The sequence below is a fragment of the Zhongshania antarctica genome (assembly GCF_014202945.1).
In the GTDB taxonomy this organism is placed as follows: domain Bacteria; phylum Pseudomonadota; class Gammaproteobacteria; order Pseudomonadales; family Spongiibacteraceae; genus Spongiibacter; species Spongiibacter antarcticus.
Genome location: NZ_JACHHW010000001.1, coordinates 412,976 through 436,931 on the forward strand (window position 1 = coordinate 412,976; position 23,956 = coordinate 436,931).

24 protein-coding genes are annotated in these 23,956 nt (G+C 51.2%); all 24 read right to left on the minus strand.

What is annotated here, in order from left to right; all coding sequences use genetic code 11:
- Positions 1 to 10 precede the first annotated feature (10 nt).
- The gene (locus HNQ57_RS01865) at positions 11 to 430 is read right to left on the minus strand and encodes a group III truncated hemoglobin (RefSeq protein ID WP_184460917.1); all 420 of its coding nucleotides are present in this window, start codon (positions 428 to 430) and stop codon (positions 11 to 13) included.
- Positions 431 to 501: 71 nt separating this feature from the next.
- Positions 502 to 1,911 carry a ribosome biogenesis GTPase Der gene (gene der, locus HNQ57_RS01870; protein WP_008248921.1) on the minus strand — a complete coding sequence of 470 codons (1,410 nt, stop codon included), beginning with the start codon at positions 1,909 to 1,911 and terminating at the stop codon, positions 502 to 504.
- Between the two features lie 53 nt (positions 1,912 to 1,964).
- A complete protein-coding gene (gene bamB, locus HNQ57_RS01875) occupies positions 1,965 to 3,116 on the minus strand; it encodes an outer membrane protein assembly factor BamB (protein ID WP_184460918.1) in 1,152 nt (383 codons plus the stop codon).
- Positions 3,116 to 3,793, minus strand: coding sequence for a YfgM family protein (locus HNQ57_RS01880; RefSeq protein ID WP_184460919.1), 678 nt, complete (start codon positions 3,791 to 3,793; stop codon positions 3,116 to 3,118). The genes bamB and HNQ57_RS01880 overlap by 1 nt, the downstream gene beginning before the upstream one ends.
- A gap of 43 nt (positions 3,794 to 3,836) precedes the next feature.
- Positions 3,837 to 5,123: a histidine--tRNA ligase gene (gene hisS / locus HNQ57_RS01885; protein ID WP_184460920.1), complete on the minus strand. Its 1,287-nt coding sequence runs from the start codon at positions 5,121 to 5,123 to the stop codon at positions 3,837 to 3,839.
- Positions 5,124 to 5,176: 53 nt separating this feature from the next.
- Positions 5,177 to 6,289 (minus strand): flavodoxin-dependent (E)-4-hydroxy-3-methylbut-2-enyl-diphosphate synthase, encoded by a 1,113-nt coding sequence (gene ispG, locus HNQ57_RS01890; RefSeq protein WP_184460921.1) that lies wholly within the window; start codon positions 6,287 to 6,289, stop codon positions 5,177 to 5,179.
- Positions 6,286 to 7,077 carry a RodZ domain-containing protein gene (locus tag HNQ57_RS01895; protein ID WP_184460922.1) on the minus strand — a complete coding sequence of 264 codons (792 nt, stop codon included), beginning with the start codon at positions 7,075 to 7,077 and terminating at the stop codon, positions 6,286 to 6,288. Before HNQ57_RS01895 ends, ispG begins: the two co-directional genes overlap by 4 nt.
- Positions 7,078 to 7,087: 10 nt before the next feature.
- Positions 7,088 to 7,900 carry a type IV pilus biogenesis/stability protein PilW gene (gene pilW, locus HNQ57_RS01900; RefSeq protein WP_184460923.1) on the minus strand — a complete coding sequence of 271 codons (813 nt, stop codon included), beginning with the start codon at positions 7,898 to 7,900 and terminating at the stop codon, positions 7,088 to 7,090.
- 21 nt (positions 7,901 to 7,921) lie between these two features.
- A complete protein-coding gene (gene rlmN / locus HNQ57_RS01905) occupies positions 7,922 to 9,082 on the minus strand; it encodes a dual-specificity RNA methyltransferase RlmN (protein WP_184460924.1) in 1,161 nt (386 codons plus the stop codon).
- A gap of 30 nt (positions 9,083 to 9,112) precedes the next feature.
- Positions 9,113 to 9,541 (minus strand): nucleoside-diphosphate kinase, encoded by a 429-nt coding sequence (gene ndk, locus HNQ57_RS01910; RefSeq protein WP_008248907.1) that lies wholly within the window; start codon positions 9,539 to 9,541, stop codon positions 9,113 to 9,115.
- 185 nt (positions 9,542 to 9,726) lie between these two features.
- Entirely contained in the window at positions 9,727 to 9,927 is a 201-nt protein-coding gene (gene iscX, locus HNQ57_RS01915; protein ID WP_184460925.1) for a Fe-S cluster assembly protein IscX, read from the minus strand.
- Positions 9,928 to 9,963: 36 nt separating this feature from the next.
- Positions 9,964 to 10,302, minus strand: a complete 339-nt coding sequence (fdx, locus tag HNQ57_RS01920; RefSeq protein ID WP_184460926.1) for an ISC system 2Fe-2S type ferredoxin — start codon at positions 10,300 to 10,302, stop codon at positions 9,964 to 9,966.
- 10 nt (positions 10,303 to 10,312) lie between these two features.
- On the minus strand, positions 10,313 to 12,172 hold the full coding sequence (gene hscA, locus HNQ57_RS01925) for a Fe-S protein assembly chaperone HscA (protein ID WP_184460927.1): 1,860 nt from the start codon (positions 12,170 to 12,172) through the stop codon (positions 10,313 to 10,315).
- Positions 12,173 to 12,211: 39 nt separating this feature from the next.
- The gene (gene hscB, locus HNQ57_RS01930) at positions 12,212 to 12,751 is read right to left on the minus strand and encodes a Fe-S protein assembly co-chaperone HscB (protein ID WP_184460928.1); all 540 of its coding nucleotides are present in this window, start codon (positions 12,749 to 12,751) and stop codon (positions 12,212 to 12,214) included.
- A 24-nt stretch (positions 12,752 to 12,775) separates the two neighbouring features.
- Positions 12,776 to 13,099 carry an iron-sulfur cluster assembly protein IscA gene (gene iscA, locus HNQ57_RS01935; RefSeq protein WP_008248901.1) on the minus strand — a complete coding sequence of 108 codons (324 nt, stop codon included), beginning with the start codon at positions 13,097 to 13,099 and terminating at the stop codon, positions 12,776 to 12,778.
- Between the two features lie 35 nt (positions 13,100 to 13,134).
- Entirely contained in the window at positions 13,135 to 13,521 is a 387-nt protein-coding gene (iscU, locus tag HNQ57_RS01940; protein ID WP_008248899.1) for a Fe-S cluster assembly scaffold IscU, read from the minus strand.
- A 26-nt stretch (positions 13,522 to 13,547) separates the two neighbouring features.
- Positions 13,548 to 14,762 carry an IscS subfamily cysteine desulfurase gene (locus tag HNQ57_RS01945; protein WP_184460929.1) on the minus strand — a complete coding sequence of 405 codons (1,215 nt, stop codon included), beginning with the start codon at positions 14,760 to 14,762 and terminating at the stop codon, positions 13,548 to 13,550.
- Between the two features lie 48 nt (positions 14,763 to 14,810).
- A complete protein-coding gene (locus HNQ57_RS01950) occupies positions 14,811 to 15,287 on the minus strand; it encodes a Fe-S cluster assembly transcription factor (RefSeq protein ID WP_040803085.1) in 477 nt (158 codons plus the stop codon).
- A gap of 111 nt (positions 15,288 to 15,398) precedes the next feature.
- Entirely contained in the window at positions 15,399 to 16,229 is an 831-nt protein-coding gene (gene trmJ, locus HNQ57_RS01955) for a tRNA (cytosine(32)/uridine(32)-2'-O)-methyltransferase TrmJ (protein ID WP_184460930.1), read from the minus strand.
- Between the two features lie 47 nt (positions 16,230 to 16,276).
- Positions 16,277 to 17,614 carry a tRNA lysidine(34) synthetase TilS gene (tilS, locus tag HNQ57_RS01960; protein WP_184460931.1) on the minus strand — a complete coding sequence of 446 codons (1,338 nt, stop codon included), beginning with the start codon at positions 17,612 to 17,614 and terminating at the stop codon, positions 16,277 to 16,279.
- A 40-nt stretch (positions 17,615 to 17,654) separates the two neighbouring features.
- Positions 17,655 to 18,605, minus strand: a complete 951-nt coding sequence (gene accA, locus HNQ57_RS01965; RefSeq protein WP_184460932.1) for an acetyl-CoA carboxylase carboxyl transferase subunit alpha — start codon at positions 18,603 to 18,605, stop codon at positions 17,655 to 17,657.
- 83 nt (positions 18,606 to 18,688) lie between these two features.
- Positions 18,689 to 22,174, minus strand: coding sequence for a DNA polymerase III subunit alpha (dnaE, locus tag HNQ57_RS01970; RefSeq protein WP_184461121.1), 3,486 nt, complete (start codon positions 22,172 to 22,174; stop codon positions 18,689 to 18,691).
- On the minus strand, positions 22,174 to 22,785 hold the full coding sequence (gene rnhB / locus HNQ57_RS01975) for a ribonuclease HII (protein ID WP_184460933.1): 612 nt from the start codon (positions 22,783 to 22,785) through the stop codon (positions 22,174 to 22,176). The genes dnaE and rnhB overlap by 1 nt, the downstream gene beginning before the upstream one ends.
- Entirely contained in the window at positions 22,772 to 23,929 is a 1,158-nt protein-coding gene (gene lpxB, locus HNQ57_RS01980) for a lipid-A-disaccharide synthase (RefSeq protein WP_184460934.1), read from the minus strand. The genes rnhB and lpxB overlap by 14 nt, the downstream gene beginning before the upstream one ends.
- Positions 23,930 to 23,956: the final 27 nt, after the last annotated feature.

A 23,956-nucleotide genomic window follows, 5' to 3' on the forward strand; every position in this document is an offset into this window, starting at 1 on the left:
GCGTCGGACGTCAGACCTCAGACCTCAGACCCCCGACGTCCAAAGCCTTAGCCATATTCGCCGCAATGCTACTGGCAACCCGCTTCGCGCGCTCGGTCTTTTCACCGTTAAAGCCCTCATCAGCAGTCACGATAAAATAGTGCAGCCACTGCGCGAAATCACTTGCCCGCAAGGCCTGTTTACCGTGTATCTGCCGATGAATATTCATCGTATGGCGCTGGTATTCATTATCGCCTAATAACAGTTTTTGCCAGTACGCTTGAATACGGGGAAAATGTTCACTGATATCGATATTCGCCACATCAATAAAAATAGGGGCTAATCTCGGGTCGGCAAGCAGACGCGCATAGAAAGCATCGACAAAGGCCGCAATATGTTCAGGGCTATCGAGATCAGGCTTGGGAGTACCAACAGAGGAATCAGACATCATAATTTAATATACATAGAGGCTTAAGGTTCACAGCTTAAGCCTCTAATTCAATTGACCATTAGCCAAATACCTTATTTTTTCTTCTTACTCGACTTTTTCTCGGTAAATTTCTTCAAGCGTTGCTTGTGCTCCACTTGTCGCTTTGTCAGCACATTTTTTTTGCCTTCAAAGGGGTTTTCCGAGGTTTTATACTCAATTTTGATCGGCGTACCCATCATCTTCAACTCGCGACGGAATACCTTTTCCAAGTAGCGAGTGTAACTACCAGGCACTTTTTCAGTCTGGTTGCCGTGAATAACAATGATCGGCGGGTTCTGACCACCGGGATGGGCATAACGCAGTTTAATACGGCGCCCATTGATCATTGGTGGCGAATGGCCGTGCACTGCGCCTTCCAAAATTGTGGTGAGCATCCGGGTTTGTAATTGCCGAGTAGCCGATTCATAGGCCTTCTCAACCGACTCATACAAATGACCAACACCCGTACCATGCAGTGCCGAAATGAAGTGAATCTCGGCAAAATCAATAAACTGCAAACGACGATCTAATTCGCTTTTTATATGATTTTTCTGATCGGCGGTGAGGCCGTCCCACTTATTGATGGCAACCACCACCGCACGCCCAGAATCCACCACCTGGCCGAGTAAGTGTAAATCTTGATCAACGATACTCTCACGACCGTCCATCACCAGAATGACAACGTGCGCGTCATCTATCGCCTTCAGCGTTTTAACAATTGAGAATTTTTCTACCGCTTCGGAAATATGCTTACGCTTGCGAATACCTGCCGTGTCAATCAGGGTGTAGTCTTCGCCTTCGCGCTCATAGTTAATATACACACTGTCGCGGGTCGTGCCCGGCTGGTCGTAAACCACCACGCGGTCTTCACCCAGCATGCGGTTAACCAAGGTAGATTTACCCACATTTGGCCGACCGACTATCGCGATTTTTTTACCTGTGGCCAATGAGGCCTGTTTGTCTTCAGCCTCTTGAGGAAACTTGGCGAGCACGTCGTCCATTAAGGCCCGCACGCCTTTGCCCTGGGTAGCCGTTAGGGGGTAGATGTGCTCCGCGCCAGTTTTGTAAAACTCAGCCTTGGCCACTTCGGCATCTACGCCGTCGACCTTATTCGCAACAAAGAACACCGGCTTGGAGCAGCTGCGCAGGTGCTTGATTAAACCTTCGTCGGCCGGCATTAAACCAGCGCGAGAATCTAGCATTAGCAATACCGCATCGGCTTCATCAATGGCCTGCATAGACTGCTGGGCCATAGGTCCATCTATGCCCTCTTCGTCGCCGTTAATACCGCCAGTGTCGATCACAATATAGCGACGACTGCCATGGCTGGCCTCACCGTATTTGCGGTCACGAGTGAGACCGGGAAAATTTGCCACCAATGCATCGCGGCTTTTTGTTAGCCGGTTAAACAGAGTTGATTTGCCAACATTGGGTCGGCCTACCAAGGCGATTACTGGAACCATAATATTTTACAACTCTGCTCGGCGCTAAGCCGGTATAAAACTAATCAAAAGAATCAAAGGTCTTGCAGTTTATAAGCAGCAAGCTCACCGCTATTTCCGTAAACGTACAATAATTTACCGTCAGCGATCATTGGCGCACGCAGACCGTCGCTATCAACCCGGGTACGCGCAATTAAATGGCCATCGACCTGAGCTAACATATGTAAATAGCCTTCGAAGTCACCTACGCCAATCGCACCTTCAAAGGCCACGGGCTCGGTTAACTCGCGACGAGCCAACACCGTTTGAGTCCAGCGTGCACCCTGGCCATTGCCATCGAGGGCGTTCACACTGCCGTCGGCTGCAACGACATAAATATTACCTAAGGCACTTGCCGCGCCAACATAGCTTGAGGTTTCTTTGCCCCAAAGTGGTCGACCACTGCCAATATCGATTGCCATAATCTGACCCTGGTAGCCTGTGGCAATCACTGTTTGGCCGTCTTCCAATACTAATAAGCGACCGTCGACATCAACTAAACGTTCAATTTCGGTGCTGCCCTGAGGAACAGATATCCGCTGCTCCCAGCGCACTGCGCCATTTTCTATATCAAAAGCAACGACGCGACCGTTGGCAAAGCCAACCATAACCACGCTGCGCACAATTTTAGGGGTGCTGGTACCGCGCAAAGTAAGGCGCGGGACTTGTGAAATGTAGTTCCAAAGGGGCTTACCGTCACTAATACTAAAACCGTGAACTTCACCGCTGTATGTTTGAGCAACGACAACGTCGCCGTCGCTTTGCGGTGCACTTAGCACTTCACTATTAACCGGTGTCGTCCAAATTATTTGGCCTGTCAGACGATCCAACGCCACCACTTCACCGTCAGAGGTGCCGACGAACAGCATAGTGCCTGACACACCGATGCCGCCCGAGATACGTAAATCGTGAGATTTTTTCCAGATTTTTTTGCCAGTCACTTTATTTAGCGCAGCAATCTTACCGTTGGACGAGGCAATAAAGATTTCCTCTCCATCAATAACTGGGGTAATCCGGTGGTATGCCTCAGCCTGACCGTCGCCTAGCGAATAAGACCAAGCTTCTTTCAGCTTTTTCTCGGCCTGAAAGTCGGTAAGTCTAGCGGGCTCACGACTGGTTGGGTCCGAGGCACAGGCAACGACCATCAGCGTAGTGAGTACAAGGCCGAGTTTACGAATAAAAACCATTAGTTAGTTCCTTTTTCAGTAGTAACGGCAACGCTTAAGTCGCTGATTTTTAAATCTAGCAAGGCGTTATTGCTCGGTACTTCCTGCTCACGCGCCAACGTTTTCGCGTGCTGATAGGCACTTAAGGCGCCCGGCTTGTCGCCCTGAGAAAACAAGATATCACCGCGTAACTCAGCGGCTTGAGCGGCGTAACCGCTGCCAGCAACATCCTCTAACAAAGCCAAAGCTGCGGCATGATCGTCCAATGCAAAACGCACTTGCGCTAAACGCATTTGCGCCTGCGCTCTTAATACCGGCTCTGGCCCTTTATCTAGCACCCACTCCAACTCGCTGGCCGCAAGGTCATACTCGCCATCTTGTACCGCGTATTTTGCTTTATACAAAGCAGCAAACTGGCCATAGCTCAAATTACCGTACTGATCTTTTAAGGTATTAGCTAAATGCTCAGCCGTATTACGACTAGTGCCGTCACGCTGTACTGCAGCATCGGCGACCATTAAATTATCGAAAATAGCGGAGGCTTCTGCGCCCTGATCTTTTACATGGCCCTGCCAGCCCTTCCATCCAAAAACGATGGCCAATGCTAGGGCTATGCCGAAAACCGTCGATTTACCGTTTTCCTGCCACCATCTTTTAATGGCTTCGACTTGTTCTTCTTCTGTACGAAACGTTTCCACTTAACTTCCTCTCCGACGTAGGCAGTGCCTTAAAAATAGTATGTTAAAACTTAGTAAAAAAATGTTTGCCAATATAATCAGGCAATTCGGCCAAGGCTACCAACTGTTGTTCACTTTGACTATCGCGTAGCGACTTTACCGCAGCGTGCCCCTGGGCCAGCTCATCTTCACCCAGTACAATCGCCAGCGCCGCACCGCTTTTATCCGCTTTTTTAAACTGACTTTTAAAGCTTCCGCCACCGCAATTAATTAATACTCGCGCGGTTGGTAGCGCAGTACGTATCGCTTCTGCAAGCGTTAAGGCCGCAATTTCAGCACCGTCACCAACTGAAACAATAAACACATCGGCCAGAGCTGGTATGGCTGGCGCTACCGCGAGGGTTTCTAGCAATAAGCACAGGCGTTCAATACCCATAGCAAAGCCCACAGCCGGCGTTGGCTTGCCGCCCAACTGTTCAACCAAACCGTCGTACCGGCCACCAGCACATACAGTGCCTTGCGCGCCGAGCTTGTCGGTGGTCCATTCAAACACTGTCAGGCCGTAATAATCCAGCCCACGGACCAATTGGGGGTTGAGCTTATAGGGAATTCCCGCAGCGTCAAGGCGCGCGCATAAACCGACAAAATGTGCGCGCGACACCTCGTCGAGATAATCTGCGAGCACTGGCGCTCCAAGCAATATTTCGCGGGTTTTCGGATCTTTGGTGTCGAGTATACGCAGCGGGTTGCTGCCAAGGCGACGCAGGCTATCTTCGTCTAAATCAGCTTTAAAGCCGGACAAGTAGTCGACGAGAGCCTGACGGTAATTAGCGCGCGATTCTGCATTGCCAATACTGTTCAGTTCTAAGGTCAATGCATCACTAATACCAAGTTCTCGCCACAAACGGGCACTAAGCAGAATCAACTCAGCGTCAATATCTGGCCCGGTCATGCCAAAAGTCTCTACGCCAACCTGGTGAAACTGGCGCAAACGGCCCTTTTGCGGGCGCTCATGTCGAAACATTGGGCCGGTATACCAAAGCCGTTGTATCTGATTGTGCAGCAGGCCATTCTGATCGCAGGCACGCACGCAGCTGGCAGTACCTTCAGGGCGCAGGGTTAAGCTGTCACCATTGCGGTCTTCAAAAGTGTACATTTCCTTTTCGACGATATCGGTCACTTCACCAATAGAGCGTTTAAAAAGCTCGGTATGCTCTACGATAGGGAAACGAATCTCACTATAGCCGTAGCGGCTAAGCACATCGCGAATGCGGCCTTCCAGGTACTGCCACAAGGGTGTTTCTGTGGGCAGAATATCGTTCATACCCCTAATTGATTGTATACGTGCCAAAACTGATTCCTGTTTGCCGCTGCTGCAGCACTGCTAAATAAATGCGAAAAGCCTCAGCTGCGCGCTATGAGGTCTTTTTCCTGTTCGGCTTTAACGGCAATTTTTTCCCGAATCAATTTTTCGAGATGATCCACCAAGCCTTCGTTCTTCACTTTGTGGTCAGGCTTACCCGCCACATAGACTAAATTATTAGGCGTGCCGCCAGTCAAACCGATCTCGGCTTCTTTCGCCTCACCTGGGCCGTTGACGATACAGCCAATGACCGCCACATCAAGGGGGATGGTCACGTCATCAAGGCGCGCTTCCAGCTCATTCATGGTGCTAATAACATCAAAGTTCTGCCGCGAGCAGCTTGGGCACGCGATAAAGTTGATGCCTTTAGTACGTAGCTTGAGGCTCTTCAGTATTTCGTAACCAACTTTCACTTCTTCTACTGGGTCGGCAGCCAGCGATACACGAATGGTGTCACCGATTCCGTCCATCAACAGTAAACCCAAGCCCACCGCCGATTTAACTGTACCACCGCGCAAGCCGCCTGCCTCGGTAATGCCTAAGTGCAAGGGCTGATCAATTTGAGTCGCAATTTGACGGTAGGCCGCAACAGCCATAAACACGTCAGAGGCTTTAACGCTGAGTTTAAAATTTTGAAAGTCTAACTTATCGAGAATATCGATATGGCGCATGGCGGATTCCACCAAAGCCTCTGGCGTCGGCTCACCGTATTTACGCTGTAATTCTTTTTCTAAAGAACCGGCATTCACACCGATGCGAATCGGAATATTGTGGTATTTGGCGGCATCAATAACTGCGCGTACTCGGTCTTCACGACCAATATTACCCGGATTAATCCGCAGGCAATCAACACCGTATTCGGCAACCTTAATCGCAATTTTATGATCAAAATGGATATCGGCCACCAAGGGCACCGACACTTGCTTGCGTATTTCGCGAAACGCTTCAGCGGCTTCCATACTGGGCACAGAGACCCGCACGATATCGGCACAGGCGGCTTCTAAACGCTTAATTTGCGCTACAGTCGCGGCTACATCACAGGTTTCGGTGTTGGTCATACTCTGCACCGATATCGGCGCATCGCCACCCACGGCGACATTACCGATATGAATCTGCCGAGAGACTCGACGCTTTATCGGAGAGGCCATTTTCATAATTCACCTACCTGCACACGCACTGCGTTACTATTTACCAAAGATTTCAACTCAATTTTCTGACCGTTATACTCACTAATAACAGCTGGCCAATACGCTAAACTGATCGTGACTGGCCCCTGCACATCAAAGCGCAGTTTTTCGCCCTTTTCCTGCACGCCACTCACCACAATATCATTATGAAAATCACGTAGTTCTATCCAAACGGCCTCGACAAACTCAAACTTCAATTCAGCGGCCTGAGCAGCGCCACTGTGCTGAGAAGTGGGCGCCTCGACGCTGAGACCGTCACCGTCAGACCCCAATAGTACTTCACCCAAAGACGGTTCAACCTTAATTACGCTTAGGGGCGCAAAGCGCTCAGCCAAGATATTGACCGATAACTCCGGCGCGGGTTTACCACCCAGCACCCATATGGCGATGCACCACAAAAACAGTGACATCAACAACGCTGATATCAGCGGCGCATTCCCCGGTGCCTTAGCAATACCTTGTGGACGAGTGGGCGTATGGTCTTTGTTGTCTTCTTCGCGCCGACAAACTCGGTCGCAATCTTTTAGTAGAGGCTCTTCATCGAGGCCCAGATAGCGCGCATAACTTTTAATATAACCGCGCGCAAATAGCGGTGAGTTAAACCGCGAGTAATCATTGTTCTCTAACGCTTCCACATAACTATTAAGTAGATTTAAGGCTTCGGCTACTTCGAGCACAGACTTACCGGCGCTCGTCCGCGCATCATGTAAAACTGAACCCGGTGGCCCCGGGTAGTAATCATCATTTCCCGGCATTTAAAATTCCTTAACGGCTAGCACTGTTACCCTGCTGTATATACGCTTTATACAACAGGTACTCTTCAGACTTAGGGTATAAATTCTTGAGTGCCAGTGCAAAACTCGCATGGGTATTTTTGTCATCAAATTTATCGGCGAGACGAATCCCTAACCACAGCGCACTGGCTGATTGATTGACGTTTTTGGTGCGAAACGCGTCGTAATAACGCTGGGCTTCGGCAAACCGGCCCATGCGAAAATACACTTCGGCCAAAGACATCAGCACATTGGCGTCGTCGCCCTGCATCAAAAATGCGCGTTTAAACGCTTCTTCAGCTTTTGGCAGTTCGTTCAATTGTAAATAACAGCGACCGAGATTCACAAAAGCCTCAACCCGCTTTTCGTAGAGTAATTCCTGCACCACCACTTCGAGCTGGCTCGCCGCCTCGGCATAGCGACCCCGCGCATACAAAAAAGCCGCATAATTATTGCGAACCCGAGACACTTTCGGCGCCGTTGCAATTGAGCGCTGATAGTATTTTTCAGCCATCTCCAACTCGCCGGTATTCTGAAATACCAGCGCTAAGGCTTCCAATGTTTCCGGGTTGTTTTTGTCTTTTTCTTCTACATACTGCAAATGCCGCTTGGCCTGATTCCAGTTGCCCTGGGAAATATAATTCCGTGCCAGTTGAAGAGATGTATCAAAGGCCTTTTGTTCATCTTTTTTAGAGGCGAAGCCCCCGTTTTTGGTAGTTACACAACCATGTATCGATGCTGCAGCCACCACGACAAACAAGACCCGGGCTAATACGGTGATGCCTTTTATTCTTAACCACGACATGCAGTACGCTCCCTTAAAAATTTAAACTAGACGAATTGGCTGCGCTAGCTCTGCCTTTTGGCGATGACGCTCACTGCGTTTGGTGCGGTCTTGAACCTGACCGGCTAATTGGCCACAAGCGGCGTCAATATCATCACCGCGCGGGGTACGCACGGTCGTTACATAACCCGCCTCCGTCATCACCAACCAAAACCGGTTTACGGCGTTATTACTCGGCCGTTTGTAGTTTGACAAAGAAAACGGATTAAAGGGAATTAAATTAACTTTGCACGGCAAGTCTCGCAACACCTCAGCCAACTCTTTGGCGTGCTCAACACCATCGTTAACACCTGCAATCAAGGTGTATTCAATGGTCACAACACGGTGAGTATCATCTTGCTTGGCAATATAGCGTTTACTGGCTGCCAGCAATTCGGCAATGGGGTATTTTTTGTTGATGGGCACTAACTGACTGCGCAATTCGTCATTTGGCGCGTGTAGTGAAATCGCCAGCGACACCGTCGACACATCACCGAGCTTGTCCAGCATGGGCACAACCCCTGAGGTGCTCAAGGTAACGCGGCGTTTCGACAAGCCGTAGCCGAAGTCGTCGAGCATCAGGCTCATCGCCTCGACCACGTTATCGAAATTAAGCAGTGGTTCGCCCATACCCATCATGACCACATTGGTCACAATACGCTTATTGCCATTATTAAAGCCGTCATAGGATTTAATCGCCAACCATACTTGGCCGATAATTTCGGAGGCAGTAAGGTCGCGCATAAAGCCCTGTTTACCGGTTGCGCAAAAACTGCAATCCAGACTACAACCCACCTGAGAGGACACACATAGGGTGCCGCGCTGACCGTCGGGGATTAATACGGTTTCAACCAGATTATTACCACCTACGGCGACCGCCCATTTGCGGGTGCCATCGATGGAGTCGAGCTGTTTTACTACGGTCGGAGGACGAATCTCGGCAAGCTCCTGGAGCTTGGCCCGCAAGGGTTTGCCGAGATTGGTCATTTCATCGAAATTGTCGATCCCCGAGTGGTGTATCCACTTGAGGATCTGCTGGGCACGAAATGGCTTTTCACCAATAGAGCTGAGGTAAGCCTCCATATTCTTGCGCGACATGCCGAGTAAATTCACTCGGGGCTGTGCTACAAGCTCGGTGGTTTCGGTTTGATTTTCTGTTGCCATTATCGTGCCCTGCAATGAGTGTGAACCTACTTAAACGCGGTCACACAGCTCACTGGTAGCGAAAAAGAACGCAATTTCCCGCGCTGCAGATTCTTCTGAATCAGATCCGTGTACCGCATTGGCATCAATAGATTCAGCAAAATCAGCGCGAATAGTGCCCGCAGCAGCTTCTTTAGGATTGGTTGCACCCATCAGGTCGCGATTTTTCAGTACTGCGCCTTCGCCTTCAAGAACCTGCACAGTCACAGGACCAGAAGTCATGAAATCAATCAGTGCTGGGAAGAAAGGACGACCTTTGTGCTCAGCATAGAAGCCTTCAGCTTGATCGCGGCTTAAACGCAGCATTTTAGCTGCAACAATACGTAAGCCGGCTTTTTCAAAACGGCTGTAAATTTCACCAATAACATTTTTGCTAACAGCATCAGGCTTGGCTATGGAAAGGGTGCGTTGAACGCCCATCGGTCTTTCTCCAAAAAGTAGAACAATAACAACGGGTAATTTACCCGGCGCGAAAAATCGTCGAATTATACGCGTATTAGAGTCAAATAGGTACGCGAGTGAGGCTCAGACAGCGGGATATAGCATGGGTTTCGGTCCAGAATGGTTTTTCTACCAGAATTAACCCTACGCTCTCGCCTTGAAACTTAATCTTGCTCGTCGAGCCACGCAGTTTGAATCGCTTCAAGCACTTTTTCACCGCTGCGTTTTGGGTCATCATCAAAATCGTCGAGCTCAATCACCCACTGCCGCAAATCGACGAAATTAACGTAAGTTGGGTCAATATCGGGGAATTTCTCCGCCAATTCGATGCCAATATCCAACACATCTGTCCACTTTAAGCCCATAGCCAGCCTCTCTTTAAGCACACGCCCTGTGGGCCATTAATGTTGTTCAGACACCATATTAATCGTGTAGCGAGGAATCTCGACCACCAAGTCGCGATCGGTCACCACTGCCTGGCAGCTGAGACGCGAATCCGGCTCTAAACCCCAAGCTTTATCTAACATATCTTCTTCAAGCTCGTCGGCCTCATTCAGCGAGTCTATACCCTCGCGAACAATGACATGACAGGTCGTGCAGGCACAGGATTTCTCACAGGCATGCTCGATATGTATGCCATTGGCGAGCATAACATCGCAAATGGTTTCGCCACTGGTGGCTTCGATTACGTCGCCCTCAGGGCACAGTGCTTCGTTTGGCAATACTATGATGCGTGGCATCGTGACATCCTTACAATTCGTCCACTCGCCGGCCGGCGAGTGCTTGGTTAATACTGGCGTCCATGCGCCGCTCGGCAAACAACTCGCTGGCCTTGCCGACGATTTCAATATGCTTGGCAATACTGGCCACAGTGCCCTGCTCACGCTCGTGGTGCAGAACCTCCATTTTAGCCAATAAATCCTGCTGCTCCACCTCGCTAAGCATGGCTTCTCCGTCTTGCAACAGCGCCGCTGACAAGGCTTGCAATAAGGAGTCCGCTTCAATTTGCTGCTCACGCAGCGCGCGGGCATCTTTGTCGTCTGCCGCCGCTTCCCAGGAAGACTTGAGCATGTCGGCAATATCGGTGTCATTCAAACCATAAGCAGGCTTCACCGCAATATGGCTTTCGACCCCAGTACTCTCTTCGGTGGCGAACACCTGTAACAAACCGTCGGCATCAACCTGAAACTTTACTTTGATCCGGGCCGCGCCCGCCACCATAGGTGGAATACCCTGCAACTCAAAGCGCGCCAGCGAGCGGCAATCTTCAACCAGTTCGCGCTCACCTTGAACCACATGAATGGCCATGGCGGTTTGACCGTCTTTAAAAGTGGTAAATTCCTGCGCCATCGCCACGGGAATTGTGGTGTTACGGTGAATCACCTTCTCCGTCAGGCCGCCCATGGTCTCGATACCCAAGGATAACGGGATCACATCGAGCAACAACATTTCGTCGCCACTGCGATTACCCACCAACTGGTCCGCCTGCAAAGCCGCACCCAAAGCAACAACCCGGTCAGGGTCTAAATCGACTAAGGGCTCGCGACCAAACCACTGCGCTACCCGCTCGCGCACGCGGGGCACCCGCGTGGAGCCGCCTACCATCACCACATTGGCGACGTCTTCGCTGCGCAATTTCGCATCGCGCAGGGCGCGCTTGCAGGCGCGAATCGCGGTGTCAATCAAGGGATCAACCAAGCTATTAAACTGCTCACGACTCAGGCATTGGCTCAATTCGCCTAACACCACATCAACAACGTCCGCCTCACTTAAGGCTTCCTTAGCCTGGCGTGCAGCAGTCAATAAGCTGCGCTGCTGAAACATGTCGAGATTTTCTAAACCTGTTGCAGCAACAAACCAATCGGCAATTGCATGATCAAAATCATCGCCGCCCAAGGCCGAATCGCCACCGGTAGACAGCACTTCAAACACACCTTTGGTGAGCTGCAACACCGAAATATCGAAGGTTCCGCCACCCAAATCAAATACCGCAATCGCCATTTCATCTTGCTGATCAAGGCCGTAAGCCACTGCCGCGGCAGTGGGCTCATTGAGCAGCCGCAACACATGAATTCCGGCAATTTTAGCAGCGTCTTTAGTGGCTTGACGCTGAGCGTCATCAAAGTAAGCGGGCACGGTAATAACAGCACCCGTCAGTTCGCCACCGAGCGTCTCTTCCGCCCGAGCGGCGAGACTCCTTAAAATTTCTGCCGACACTTGCACCGGCGATATATCACCAGCACGAGTGCGAATTTTGACCATATCTTGACCCTGATCCAACAGGTCATAGGGCAGCATTTTTGCCCCGGAAGCTGCCGTGCAATCAGCAAAGGAGCGCCCCATAAAGCGCTTTACGGACATCAAGGTATTGCGAGGGTCGGCACTTGCGCCTGCCAAGGCGGCCGCGCCCACTAGGGTTTCACCGGTCTCAGCGTAATACACAGCCGACGGCAATAGATGCTCGCCACCGAGGTCTGCCAAGGTATCTGCGTGGGCATTGCGGACACTGGCAACCAGCGAATTGGTGGTTCCCAGATCAATTCCCACCGCAAGCTTACGCTGGTGCGGCTCAGGCGTTTGCCCAGGTTCTGATATTTGCATCAAGGCCATAAGTGGTTTCTGAACTCCCGGCGATTTTCACGCCTCTTATCAGTAGTCGAGCAACTCGCTCTCTTTCAGTTCAGCTTCGCTGCGCAGTTTTTCTAAAAACTGGAGCTTGGCATAAGCCGCCAAAGCCAAATCGAATTGCTGTTGATTATACGATTGCGAAAAAGCCTCTTTCTGGCTCTTCGCCGCCTGATCAAGATCGCGATAAAATACATCTAGCGCCTGTTCAGGATCACTTGCATCTTGCAATTCTGACAGCTCTTCGCGCAGCTGCATTTGCTGCATCAAAAACTCTGGATCCTGAAAGGTAGTCGAGGACATATCACTATTCACCCCCGCCAATTTCAGCAAATAGGCAGCCCGCCGCGTGGGCGACACCAAGGTTTCGTAAGCTTCATTGATAAACGAGGATTGCTGCACCGCCAAACGCAAATCGCGCTCGGAGCCATTGGCAAAACGATCGGGATGCGCCTCGCGCTGCAGTGCGCGATAGCTGCTGGTCAGGGCCGATATGTCAAGCTCATAGGCCTGAGGCACCGCCAACAGCGCAAAGTAATTTTCTTGGGGATTAAATACAGACATAGGTATTGGCCAGCCAGCAGGCCGCTAGACGGTAAAGCTCTCACCGCAGCCACACTCAGCCGACACATTGGGATTGTTAAATTTCAGGCCTTCATTGAGACCTTCTTTAACAAAGTCCAACTCGGTGCCGTCTAAATAAACCATACTTTTAGGGTCGATATACACCGCAGCGCCGTCTTTTTCAAAGACCTGATCTTCGGCTTGGGGCTCGTCGACAAACTCCAATACGTAGGCCATACCGGAGCAGCCGGAAGTCCGCACACCAATGCGAATCCCCAAACCCCGGCCACGGCCGAGCATTTGCTTTTTAATGTGACTAGCTGCTGCACTGCTTACTGAAACTGGCATGCACTCTCCCCTAATATTTAATGCAAGCGATCAAATCAGGATACGGTTCGTTTCTGACGGTAGTCAGCAACCGCAGCCTTAATCGCATCTTCGGCCAAGACTGAACAGTGAATTTTCACTGGTGGCAACGCCAACTCTTGAGCGATTTCGGTGTTTTTAATTTGCGCAGCTTCATCAAGGGTCTTGCCCTTAACCCACTCAGTGAGCAGTGAACTAGACGCAATTGCCGAGCCGCAACCGTAGGTTTTGAACTTGGCATCTTCAATGATGCCCTGCTCATTTACCTTGATTTGCAGACGCATTACGTCACCGCAAGCCGGCGCGCCGACCATACCGGTGCCGATTTCATCCGCGCTGTCGTCAAACTTACCGACGTTACGTGGATTCTCGTAATGATCGAGTACTTTTTCGCTATAGGCCATGATCTCGTCCTCTCAATCTGAGCAGCTTAGTGAGCTGCCCATACAATACTGTCTAAATCGACGCCGTCTTGGTACATATCCCACAAAGGCGACAATTCCCGTAATTTTTCAACTGCAGCGCGTACCTGCTTAATGGCGTAAGCCACCTCTTCTGCCGTGGTAAAGCGGCCAAAAGAAAAACGCAGTGAGCTGTGCGCCAACTCGTCATTCAAACCCAGCGCACGCAGCACATAAGACGGCTCCAAGCTTGCTGAGGTACAGGCTGAGCCCGATGACACCGCCAAATCTTTCAGCGACATAATCAGCGATTCACCTTCAACAAAAGCCAAGCTTACGTTGAGGTTACCCGGTAAACGCTGCTCAAAGTCACCGTTTACAAACACCTGCTCCATGTCTTTCAGGCCGCCCCAAAACTGATTACGCAACGCTAAAGCATGCTCAGCATCTTGGGCCATTTCTAAGCGACCGAGCTCACAAGCCGCACCCATACCCACAATTTGGTGGGTCGGCAAGGTACCAGAACGCATACCGCGCTCGTGACCACCACCGTGCATTTGCGCCTCTAGGCGAATACGCGGTTTGCGGCTCACATACAATGCACCAATCCCCTTAGGACCATACATTTTATGGGCAGACATCGACAGCAAGTCGATCTTCATGGTCGCCATATCAATAACAACCTTACCCGCTGTCTGCGCCGCATCAACATGAAACACTACGCCATTGGCACGACATACTTCGCCAATCGCTGCGACATCGTTAATGGTGCCAATTTCGTTATTGGCGTGCATCACGCTGACCAACACAGTGTCATCTCGCAGAGCGGCCGAAATCGCTTCAGCGGTAATCAAGCCCTTATCAGTCGGGTCTAGATACGTCACTTCAAAACCTTCGCGCTCTAATTGGCGACAGGTATCAAGCACGGCTTTGTGCTCAATTTTAGAGGTAATAATGTGCTTACCTTTTTTGCTGTAAAAATGCGCAGCACCCTTGATCGCAAGGTTGTTTGACTCGGTAGCACCGGAGGTCCAAACAATCTCACGCGGATCAGCATTAAGCAGGTCAGCCACTTGGCGACGCGCATTCTCAACGGCTTCTTCCGCCTTCCAACCAAACATATGCGAGCGTGACGCCGGGTTACCAAAGGTACCGGTCGTGGTCAAACAAGCCATCATCTGCTCAGCCACACGAGGATCAACCGGTGTGGTTGCAGAGTAATCTAAATAAATTGGCAATTGCATACACTTCTCCAAAATCTCGGTGTGACTACCTCAGCACCGAGCTAATAACTAATCTACCGCAGTCAGAATAATTGACTGCGCATTGCGCGCCTTTTGTAACTGACGCGCCGAAACCGATTGCACATCGCGCCGCTCAACCAAACTCGCCAAGCTGATATCACTTAAAAAATGGTGGATCTGATCACTTAAATCGGTCCACAAATTATGGGTTAAGCAGGTATGCCCATCTTGGCAATCACTGCTGCCAGCACAACCGGTGGCGTCCACCCGTTCGTCGACCGCATCAATAATATCGGCAACGAAAATCTCTTCACTCGGGCGACTCAGGCGATAACCACCACCTGGACCACGACTGCTGGAAACCAGCTCTTTGCGGCGCAATTTGGCAAACAACTGTTCCAGATAAGACAGGGAAATGTCCTGCCGACTAGACACATCAGCCAAACTTATGGGACCTCGGTCGCCGTACAGCGCCAAATCCAGCATCGCTGTAACGGCATAGCGTCCTTTTGTCGTCAATCGCATAGCTATACCCGTTTAATCTACGGTGCAATTATGCAATAACCTAGCAAAATGGTCAACTATATAGCCGAGGAATTTAGTAGGGTTTAAAACGCGTGGGAGCGGCGATTATAATCACTCTGCCCCATCAACACCACTATTAGGCGCCGCAGTACCGCCCGCCTCTGACGACTCATCTGCTTTGGCTTTACGCACCCAATACTGAGTAGACGTTAAAATACCGCGCAAAATATTCACTTCCATTTCATCGAGTCGTGTACGCTGATAGAGACGACGCAGGCGGGTCATTAGTTTTTTAGGTGCTTCCGGGCGCAAAAAATTAATATCCCGCAAGGTTTCCTCAAGATGAACCAAGTAGCGTTCTAAGTCTTGAGCGCCGGCCACAGGCACGTCCCAGTCGGCCATATCATTATTATTAAGCTCACCACTGAGGTGCTGCATGCGCACTTCGTAGGCCAAAACCTGCACCGCCATAGCTATATTAAGGGAGCTGTATTCTGGGTTAGCCGGAATATGCACGTGCAAGTTACAGCGCTGCAGCTCTTCATTGGTTAAGCCCCGGTCTTCACGACCAAACACGAGCGCAATTTTATGCCCAGCGGCCGCCTCGGCGTAGCCCCGCTCCATACAGTGCCTAGGGTCGAGTAGCGGCCACGGCACGGTGCGCTCTCTGGCACTGGTGCCTATTACCAACTGACAATCGGCAATCGCCTCATCCAAGGTCTCGCACACCACCGCCGAATTAAGTACATCGTCGGCACTCGCCGCCCGCCAGGTCGCTTCATCGTGGGGGTATTTACGAGGTTCAACTAAATACAGCTGACTCAGGCACATATTTTTCATGGCGCGAGCAACTGCACCAATATTGCCAGGGTGAGAGGTATTCACCAGCACAATGCGGATATTGTCTAGAGGGTTTACAGCGGATTGGTCTACAGTAGTCATGGCTGGCGCTCTTTTTACGAGCTGCGCATTCTAGCAGACCCGAGCGACTAGGTCAGCGCCTCCGGCATCCAGTGTATATTCCAACCCGTTTCGTCCGCCTCGGCGCCAAACCCCTCACAAACAGCCAAGTCAGCCACCGCAGCCAAGATCTCACCGCAAAAGATCAGCGGCAGCTGCTCACGCTGCCACGGCGGCAACCCCCACTCTTGCAGAAGCTTTTTGAGTGGCCGGTGATGGGCGTGGCCCGCCAAACGGCAGCGTTCGCCGCCGCGGCGAAACCGTATCGACACCGGACCACGAGGCATAAAAGGTCCGCCAGGCGTCGCCAATAAGCGACCTACTCCGGGAATAAGCAGCTCGCTGTGTAAGTTCCACGCCAATTCGCTCGGCAGCGAGCTTGGCGCCTCAACCACACCTAGCTCACAAAACAACTGCTGATTATAGGCGCGCAACAACACACCAGCAGCCAAACGAAATTGCGGCTGACGGTCGCCACCCGCGTAAAGGAATTGTTCAACTATCGTCCCCAGCTGGGCCGACGACAGCGCTAGGTCACTGCGATTAATAATGAATTGCCGAAGGATCGCGCGCTGGCGAATTTCTGGTAGCGCCGCCAATTTATGCAAGTTCAGCGAACCATCTTCTGCGCACAAACTGGCTAGATCTTGGCTAATATAGCCATGCAATAGCTGGGCAGTTTCCGCCTGCAAAGCCGCCGCTCTGCCAAAGCTTTGACGGTAATCCGGCCAGTGCCGCGTAAGCTGCGGCAAGACTTGCTGGCGCAGAAAATTACGGCGGTAATGCGTGTCAAGGTTGCTGGGGTCGTCGACCCAGGATAAGTCCTGAGCCACCGCATAGGCTTCAAGCTCGGCACGTGAAGTTGACAGCAGGGGCCGATACAGTTCACCCGCTCCCAGCGCGCGCCTAACGGGCATTGCAGCTAAACCTGTCACCCCCGCACCGCGAAGTAAGCGCAGCAATAAGGTTTCGGCTTGATCATCAAGGTGATGCGCCAATAACAACAAATCCCCGTCACCTAACGTCGCTTCGAACGCTTGGTAACGGGCGACCCGCGCCAAGTCCTCCACACCGCGCCGACGCCCCTCAACATTCACAACTTTTAGGGTAAACGGAATATTATAAGCGACGCATTGCTGCTCACATTGGTCGGCCCAGGCCGTCGACGCTGCCTGCAGCTGGTGATCAACGTGAATAGCACGAATTTCTGGGAAGGAGGTATCGCTGGAGTGCGCCTGCTCGCGCAAACGCCAAACTAAATGCAGTAAAACCTGAGAATCTAAGCCGCCACTAAAAGCCAGCCACCAAACTCGCCGAGTTAAATACGGCGCGAGTGATTTTGTGATGAGGGGCAGCAGTTCTGCCATTGCCGACTCCGCGCCCCTCACCACCACTTCGACGCCTTAATCAGCTGGTGCCGTAGGACATCAGGCGGTCATAGCGAATCTCTAACAGCTCTTTTTCAGGCAGGGCCTGCAGACGCTTGATCTGGGTTAGAAGATGCTCGCGAACCCGCTCGGCACTGCTGTCGATATCGCGGTGCGCACCGCCTTGAGGCTCAGGAATAGTCGCATCAACAATACCCAATTCTTCAAGAATCGTTGAGGTCAGACCCATTGCCTCAGCGGCATCGGGTGCAAACTCGGTGCTTTTCCAAATAATATTGGCGCAGCCTTCTGGGGAAATAACAAAATAGGTCGAGTATTGCAGCATGGCAATATGATCGCCCACCCCAATACCCAAGGCGCCACCAGAGCTGCCCTCACCAATAACAACACACACTATTGGGGTTTTTAATCGCGACATTACCGCCAAGTTTTGCGCGATGGCCTCACTGATACCACGCTCTTCACTGTCGATACCGGGGTAGGCCCCCGGAGTGTCAATCAAGGTTACAATCGGCAGCTTGTAGCGTTCCGCCAGCTGCATTAGACGCAGGGCTTTGCGATACCCCTCAGGCTTGGGCATACCAAAATTGCGTTTAACTTTCTCGGTAACGCCTCGGCCTTTTTCCTGGCCGATCACCATGACGGGCATACCGTTGATTTTTCCAATACCACCAACAATGGCAGCATCGTCACCAAAATGCCGATCACCGTGTAACTCGTCAAAATCAGTAAAAATTCGGCGAATATAATCCAGTGCATAAGGCCGCATGGGGTGCCGTGCTATTTTAACGACATTCCAAGGCGTGAGATTGGAAAAAATCTTTTCCGTTAATTTGCTGCTTTTTTCCCGAAGTTTAGCGATTTCTTCACTAATATTCAGGTCATTATCGCTGCCAACTAACTGAAGCTCTTCAATCTTGGCTTCCAGCTCCGCAATGGGTTGTTCAAAATCAAGATAATTGGGGTTCATCGCTCACTTATTCACTTGTTGTCGTCAGTGAAGCCTATGCTATCCAAATGGTAAATAGGCTCATTTAATAGGGTGATTATACGTCAATCATAATTGATGACCACGTTATTTGCGCCACACTCCTCACCTAAGCGCAGTAATAACTCATCATTTGGCAGGATTCGCCAATTGTCACCAAGACGAATTTTGCCACTACCCTCAGGTCGCTGATAATTTATCACGACTGGGCAGCGGCCGCCCTTGGCAACACTTAGCGCGCCTTTTAAACGCGCAATGGCATCATCGTTGACCGCTTCCACGCTCACCGACAGCTGCAGCTCTCGGGCGTGCTGGTCCCGCGCCTCGGCAATGCTGCGCACCGCCTTCACCCGCATTTTTTTGCCGCCGCTGTACTCGTCGTTGCTACACACGCCCTCAACCACGATCACGGTGTCTTTTATGAGCTTTTCCCGACACTCATCGTAGGCATCGCTGAATAAAGCCACCTCGATTCGTGCACTGCGGTCATCCAATAACACAAAGGCCATGGTATCGCCGCGTTTGTTCTTCATGGTGCGGGTACTCATCACCAATCCAGCAATGGTCTGGGGATGCTTCTCGGGGTTAAGATCGACTATTTTCCTTGGCACAAAACGACGCAATTCCGCTTCGTAATCATCAATAGGGTGCCCGGTAACATAAAGACCTAGGGTTTCTTTTTCGCCGAGCAAGCGCTCTTTGGTTGTCCAGCGCCTGACATTTTTAAAACTCGCATAGACATCACCGCCTTCGTCTTCAACGGCGAGGCTACCGCCAAACAAGTCCATCATCCCGCTTTCGACGTTGCTTGCCGCCTGCTCCGCAGCTTGCACGGCATCGGGCATGGCCGCCATAAGTACCGCGCGATCTTCACCGAGATCATCAAAGGCACCTGAGCGAATAAGCGCCTCTATAGCGCGCTTATTCACTTTGCGCGGGTCGGTGCGTTCACAAAATTCAAAGAGGTTTTTAAAAGGCCCACCACTATTGCGAGCGGCAATGATATTTTCTACCGGGCCTTCGCCCAAGCCTTTAATAGCACCAAGCCCATAAACAATTTGGCCGCGATCATTCACCGTGAACATATACTCGCCTTCGTTTACCGAAGGCAGCTTGTAGTCCAGTTTCATTTCCCGACATTCTTCAATGAAGATAACAATCTTGTCGGTATTGTCTAATTCCGAACTCATTACCGCCGCCATAAAGGGTGCGGGATAATGGGTTTTCAACCAGGCAGTTTGGTAGGAAACCAAAGCGTAGGCAGCGGAGTGAGATTTATTAAAACCGTAGCCCGCGAACTTTTCCATTAAGTCGAAAATATTCGACGCCAGCTCTTCGGAGAAGCCCTTTTCGACTGCACCTGTCTGAAACAAGCTGCGCTGCTTATCCATTTCTGCAGCATTTTTCTTACCCATCGCGCGGCGCAATAAGTCGGCACCACCTAGACTAACACCACCCATCACCTGAGCGATCTGCATAACCTGTTCCTGATACAGGATAATGCCGTAAGTCGGTTCGAGCACGGGCTTCAAGCATTCGTGCTGATACTGAGGGTGCGGATAGGCCAGCTCGGCGCGGCCATGTTTACGATTAATGAAGTCATCAACCATGCCCGACTGCAATGGGCCAGGACGGAACAAGGCCACCAAAGCGATAATATCTTCAAAGCAGTCTGGCAGGAGCCGCTTGATCAAATCCTTCATGCCGCGGGATTCCAACTGGAATACCGCCGTGGTTTCTGCACGCTTCAGCATGTCGAAGGTCGGTCGATCCTGTAGCGGAATCGACATAATATCGAGAGGATCTTCACCCAGCTTGGCACGCTGAGCGTTCACAATTTTTAATGCCCAGTGAATGATGGTGAGGGTACGCAGCCCCAAGAAGTCAAACTTAACCAGGCCAGCTTCTTCAACATCGCTCTTATCAAACTGCGTAACCAAACCGCCGCCCGCGTCGTCACAATAAAGCGGCGCAAAATCAGTAAGCTTAGACGGCGCAATAACCACACCCCCTGCATGCTTACCCACCCCCCGCACAACACCTTCGAGCTGAGTGGCCATATCCCAAATTTCTTGGGCTTGTTCATCTGCGGCTAAAAACTCTCTAAGAATCTCTTCCTGCTCAAAGGCTTTCTCTAAGGTGATACCCACCTCAAAAGGAATCATTTTTGACAGTTTATCAGCAAGGCCGTAAGCCTTGCCCTGCACTCGGGCAACGTCCCGCACCACCGCCTTAGCGGCCATGGTACCAAAGGTAATAATCTGGCTTACTGCATCGCGGCCATAATTGTCGGCCACATAATTGATAACCCGATCCCGGCCCTCCATACAAAAGTCGACATCAAAGTCGGGCATGGATACCCGCTCTGGGTTCAAAAATCGCTCAAACAGGAGATCGTACTGAATGGGGTCAAGATCGGTAATTTTTAGCGCGTACGCAACTAGGGATCCGGCACCAGAACCCCGGCCGGGGCCAACCGGAATATCATGATCCTTAGCCCACTGAATAAAATCCATAACGATCAAGAAATAGCCTGGAAACCCCATCTGCAATATAACGTTGAGTTCAAATTCCAGACGGTCGCGATATTCGCTTTGGTGAGCTTCAAATTCTGGCGAATTACGATCAAACAAAAAATCCAGACGCTGATCCAAGCCATCATGGCAGAGCTGGCGAAAGTAAGCCTCTTGCGTCAAGCCCTCTGGTATTGGGTATTCTGGCAGATAATACGTGCCTAGCTGAATAGTAAGATTACAGCGCTTGGCAATTTCAACGCTGTTTTGCAGAGCCTCAGGAATATCGGCAAACAGCTCTGCCATGTCTGCTGGGCTGCGCAAATACTGTTGGTCGCTGTAATTGCGTGGCCTACGCGGATCATCTAGAACCCGGCCATCGCGAATACACACCCGAGCATCGTGAGCTTCAAACTCACCGGCATCCAAAAACCGAACATCGTTGGTGGCGACCACAGGGCAGTTATTGCGCTCAGCTAAGTCTATAGCAGCATGAATATAATCATCTTCGTTTTGACGGCCGGTGCGCTGCAGTTCCAGATAAAAACGGTCGGGAAATACCGCCAACCAGCGCGACAAACTATGTTGGGCTATATCAGCCTTACCGGCGAGAAGTGCTTGTCCAACATCACCCTCGCGACCGCCAGACAAAGCAATTAAACCCTCGCTAGCCTGCTCAATCCAACTGCGGTACGCATAGGCCTTGCCTAAATACTGGCCATCTTGATACGCGCGAGAAATGAGTTCGGTAAGATTGCGGTAGCCTTTTTCATTTTGCGCCAGTAGGCAGATGACCGTAGTCTGATCAGGGTCATCGTCATCACGCATCAGTAAATCGCAGCCAAAGATGGGCTTAACCCCAGCTCCCATCGCCGCCTTTTGAAACTTAATTAAAGCGTAAAAATTATTTAAATCCGTGAGTGCTACGGCGGGCATGCCCAATTGAGCAACTCGCTTGGTCAGCTCTTTAACCCGCACTAAGCCATCGACCAGCGAGTACTCCGAGTGCACCCGTAAATGCACAAAGCTGTCATTCATCATTGCTCCGACTCCAGCATGGCGCGCACCGGCGCGTAGCTACGCCGATGAATTGGGGTCACGCCCAAACGCTGCAGGGCCTCCATATGCACTTTAGTAGGGTAGCCCTTATGACCAGCCATACCGTAACCGGGGTAAACGCCATCAAGCGCGATCATCTCGCGATCCCGCGTTACTTTTGCCAATATCGACGCCGCAGCAATGGCAGGTACACGGCTATCGCCCTTCACAACCGCCTCGGCCTTATAGGGCCATTTTGGCACTTTATTGCCGTCAACTAAGACATACTCCGGCTGAATCGACAAACCAGCGACCGCTCGGTGCATGGCCAGTAAGCTCGCCTGTAAAATATTGATTTCATCTATTTCCGCCACTGATGCCCGCGCAATACAGAAGCTCAAGGCCTTTTCCTGAATTTCAGCAAAAAGCGCTTCGCGGCGCTTTTCCGTGAGCTTCTTAGAGTCATTCAAACCCGAGATCGGTCGCGCAGGATCGAGAATCACGGCGGCGGTGACGACGTCGCCACACAAAGGGCCTCGCCCCACCTCGTCCACACCGGCGGTTAATTCAGGCACATCAAATTCAGCAAACAAGTCATTAATCTGGGACATTACTCACTCCGGCGCAGGCCAAAACAACATCGGCGGCCCTTTCGCTGGCGGCTTGCGCCAGCTGGCGATGAATGCCTTGAAATTCATTAATCAAACTTTCACGATGATTGGCGTTGTTTAACTGTTCCAACAACAGTGGCCCCATAACTTCGGCTCGCACTTCGTCCTGCAGAACTTCAGGTACCAGCGCGCGTTGAGCCAATAGGTTTGGCAATGAAAAGAACGGCGTTTTAACCAAGCGCGACAGCAATTTATAAGACCACTTGCCAAAGCGATACGCGACAACCATAGGGCGCTGCAGCAACAGCGCCTCTAAGCTGGTGGTTCCCGATGCCATCAATACCACATCTGACGCGGCCATTACTGTGCGCGACTGACCACTCACCACCCGCACGGGCAAGTCTTGGGAAAATGCGCCAATCGCCTGCAAAATTTGGATTTTGCGCTCGGCATTGGCGGCGGGAATCAAAAACTCTATATTGGGTTGAGCACGGCGCAGCCATTGCGCAGTCTCCAGAAATGGCTTTATCAGCTGAGCGACTTCGCCGCTCCGGCTGCCGGGCAATATTGCCAACACTGGGTGTCCGTCTTCAACGTCCAGCGTCGCTCGCGCCGCACTGCGCTGATCCGTCAGTGGAATTTGATCTGCAAGGGGGTGCCCCACACAAGTGACCGGAACACCATGCTCTTGATAAAAGCGCTCTTCAAAAGGGAATAAGGTCAGCATATGATCCACCGACTTCGCAATACCCTTTACCCTACCTTGACGCCATGCCCACACAGACGGGCTTACGTAGTGCAGTGTTTTAATACCGCGCTCACGCACATATCGCTCTATGTTTAAGGTGAAATCTGGCGAGTCGATACCAATAACTATAGCGGGTTGCCAACTTAAAAAATGGGACTTCAAGAAGCGACGCAGGCGTAGTAATTCAGGCAAGCGCTTTAAGGGTTCCACAATACCCATTACTGACAGGCGGTCCATATCGCAGAGACTGCGGCAGCCCTGCTCAATCATTAAGGGGCCGCCGACGCCTTCGAACTCCGCGTTGGGGTAACGTGTTTTGATTGCGCGAATTAAATCAGCGCCTAAAATATCACCGGAAGCTTCTCCGGCGATAATACCGATTCGTAATGGAGTCATAGAGTTGCCATTTTACGCAGCAGAAAA

Coding starts and splice junctions, on each gene's coding strand:
- HNQ57_RS01865 (WP_184460917.1), bottom strand. CDS start 430: ATGATGTCTGATTCCTCTGTTGGTACTCCCAAGCCTGATCTCGATAGC.
- der (WP_008248921.1), bottom strand. CDS start 1,911: ATGGTTCCAGTAATCGCCTTGGTAGGCCGACCCAATGTTGGCAAATCA.
- bamB (WP_184460918.1), bottom strand. CDS start 3,116: ATGGTTTTTATTCGTAAACTCGGCCTTGTACTCACTACGCTGATGGTC.
- ispG (WP_184460921.1), bottom strand. CDS start 6,289: ATGAAAATGGCCTCTCCGATAAAGCGTCGAGTCTCTCGGCAGATTCAT.
- HNQ57_RS01895 (WP_184460922.1), bottom strand. CDS start 7,077: ATGCCGGGAAATGATGATTACTACCCGGGGCCACCGGGTTCAGTTTTA.
- pilW (WP_184460923.1), bottom strand. CDS start 7,900: ATGTCGTGGTTAAGAATAAAAGGCATCACCGTATTAGCCCGGGTCTTG.
- rlmN (WP_184460924.1), bottom strand. CDS start 9,082: ATGGCAACAGAAAATCAAACCGAAACCACCGAGCTTGTAGCACAGCCC.
- ndk (WP_008248907.1), bottom strand. CDS start 9,541: ATGGGCGTTCAACGCACCCTTTCCATAGCCAAGCCTGATGCTGTTAGC.
- iscX (WP_184460925.1), bottom strand. CDS start 9,927: ATGGGCTTAAAGTGGACAGATGTGTTGGATATTGGCATCGAATTGGCG.
- fdx (WP_184460926.1), bottom strand. CDS start 10,302: ATGCCACGCATCATAGTATTGCCAAACGAAGCACTGTGCCCTGAGGGC.
- hscA (WP_184460927.1), bottom strand. CDS start 12,172: ATGGCCTTGATGCAAATATCAGAACCTGGGCAAACGCCTGAGCCGCAC.
- hscB (WP_184460928.1), bottom strand. CDS start 12,751: ATGTCTGTATTTAATCCCCAAGAAAATTACTTTGCGCTGTTGGCGGTG.
- iscA (WP_008248901.1), bottom strand. CDS start 13,099: ATGCCAGTTTCAGTAAGCAGTGCAGCAGCTAGTCACATTAAAAAGCAA.
- iscU (WP_008248899.1), bottom strand. CDS start 13,521: ATGGCCTATAGCGAAAAAGTACTCGATCATTACGAGAATCCACGTAAC.
- HNQ57_RS01945 (WP_184460929.1), bottom strand. CDS start 14,762: ATGCAATTGCCAATTTATTTAGATTACTCTGCAACCACACCGGTTGAT.
- HNQ57_RS01950 (WP_040803085.1), bottom strand. CDS start 15,287: ATGCGATTGACGACAAAAGGACGCTATGCCGTTACAGCGATGCTGGAT.
- trmJ (WP_184460930.1), bottom strand. CDS start 16,229: ATGACTACTGTAGACCAATCCGCTGTAAACCCTCTAGACAATATCCGC.
- tilS (WP_184460931.1), bottom strand. CDS start 17,614: ATGGCAGAACTGCTGCCCCTCATCACAAAATCACTCGCGCCGTATTTA.
- accA (WP_184460932.1), bottom strand. CDS start 18,605: ATGAACCCCAATTATCTTGATTTTGAACAACCCATTGCGGAGCTGGAA.
- dnaE (WP_184461121.1), bottom strand. CDS start 22,174: ATGAATGACAGCTTTGTGCATTTACGGGTGCACTCGGAGTACTCGCTG.
- rnhB (WP_184460933.1), bottom strand. CDS start 22,785: ATGTCCCAGATTAATGACTTGTTTGCTGAATTTGATGTGCCTGAATTA.
- lpxB (WP_184460934.1), bottom strand. CDS start 23,929: ATGACTCCATTACGAATCGGTATTATCGCCGGAGAAGCTTCCGGTGAT.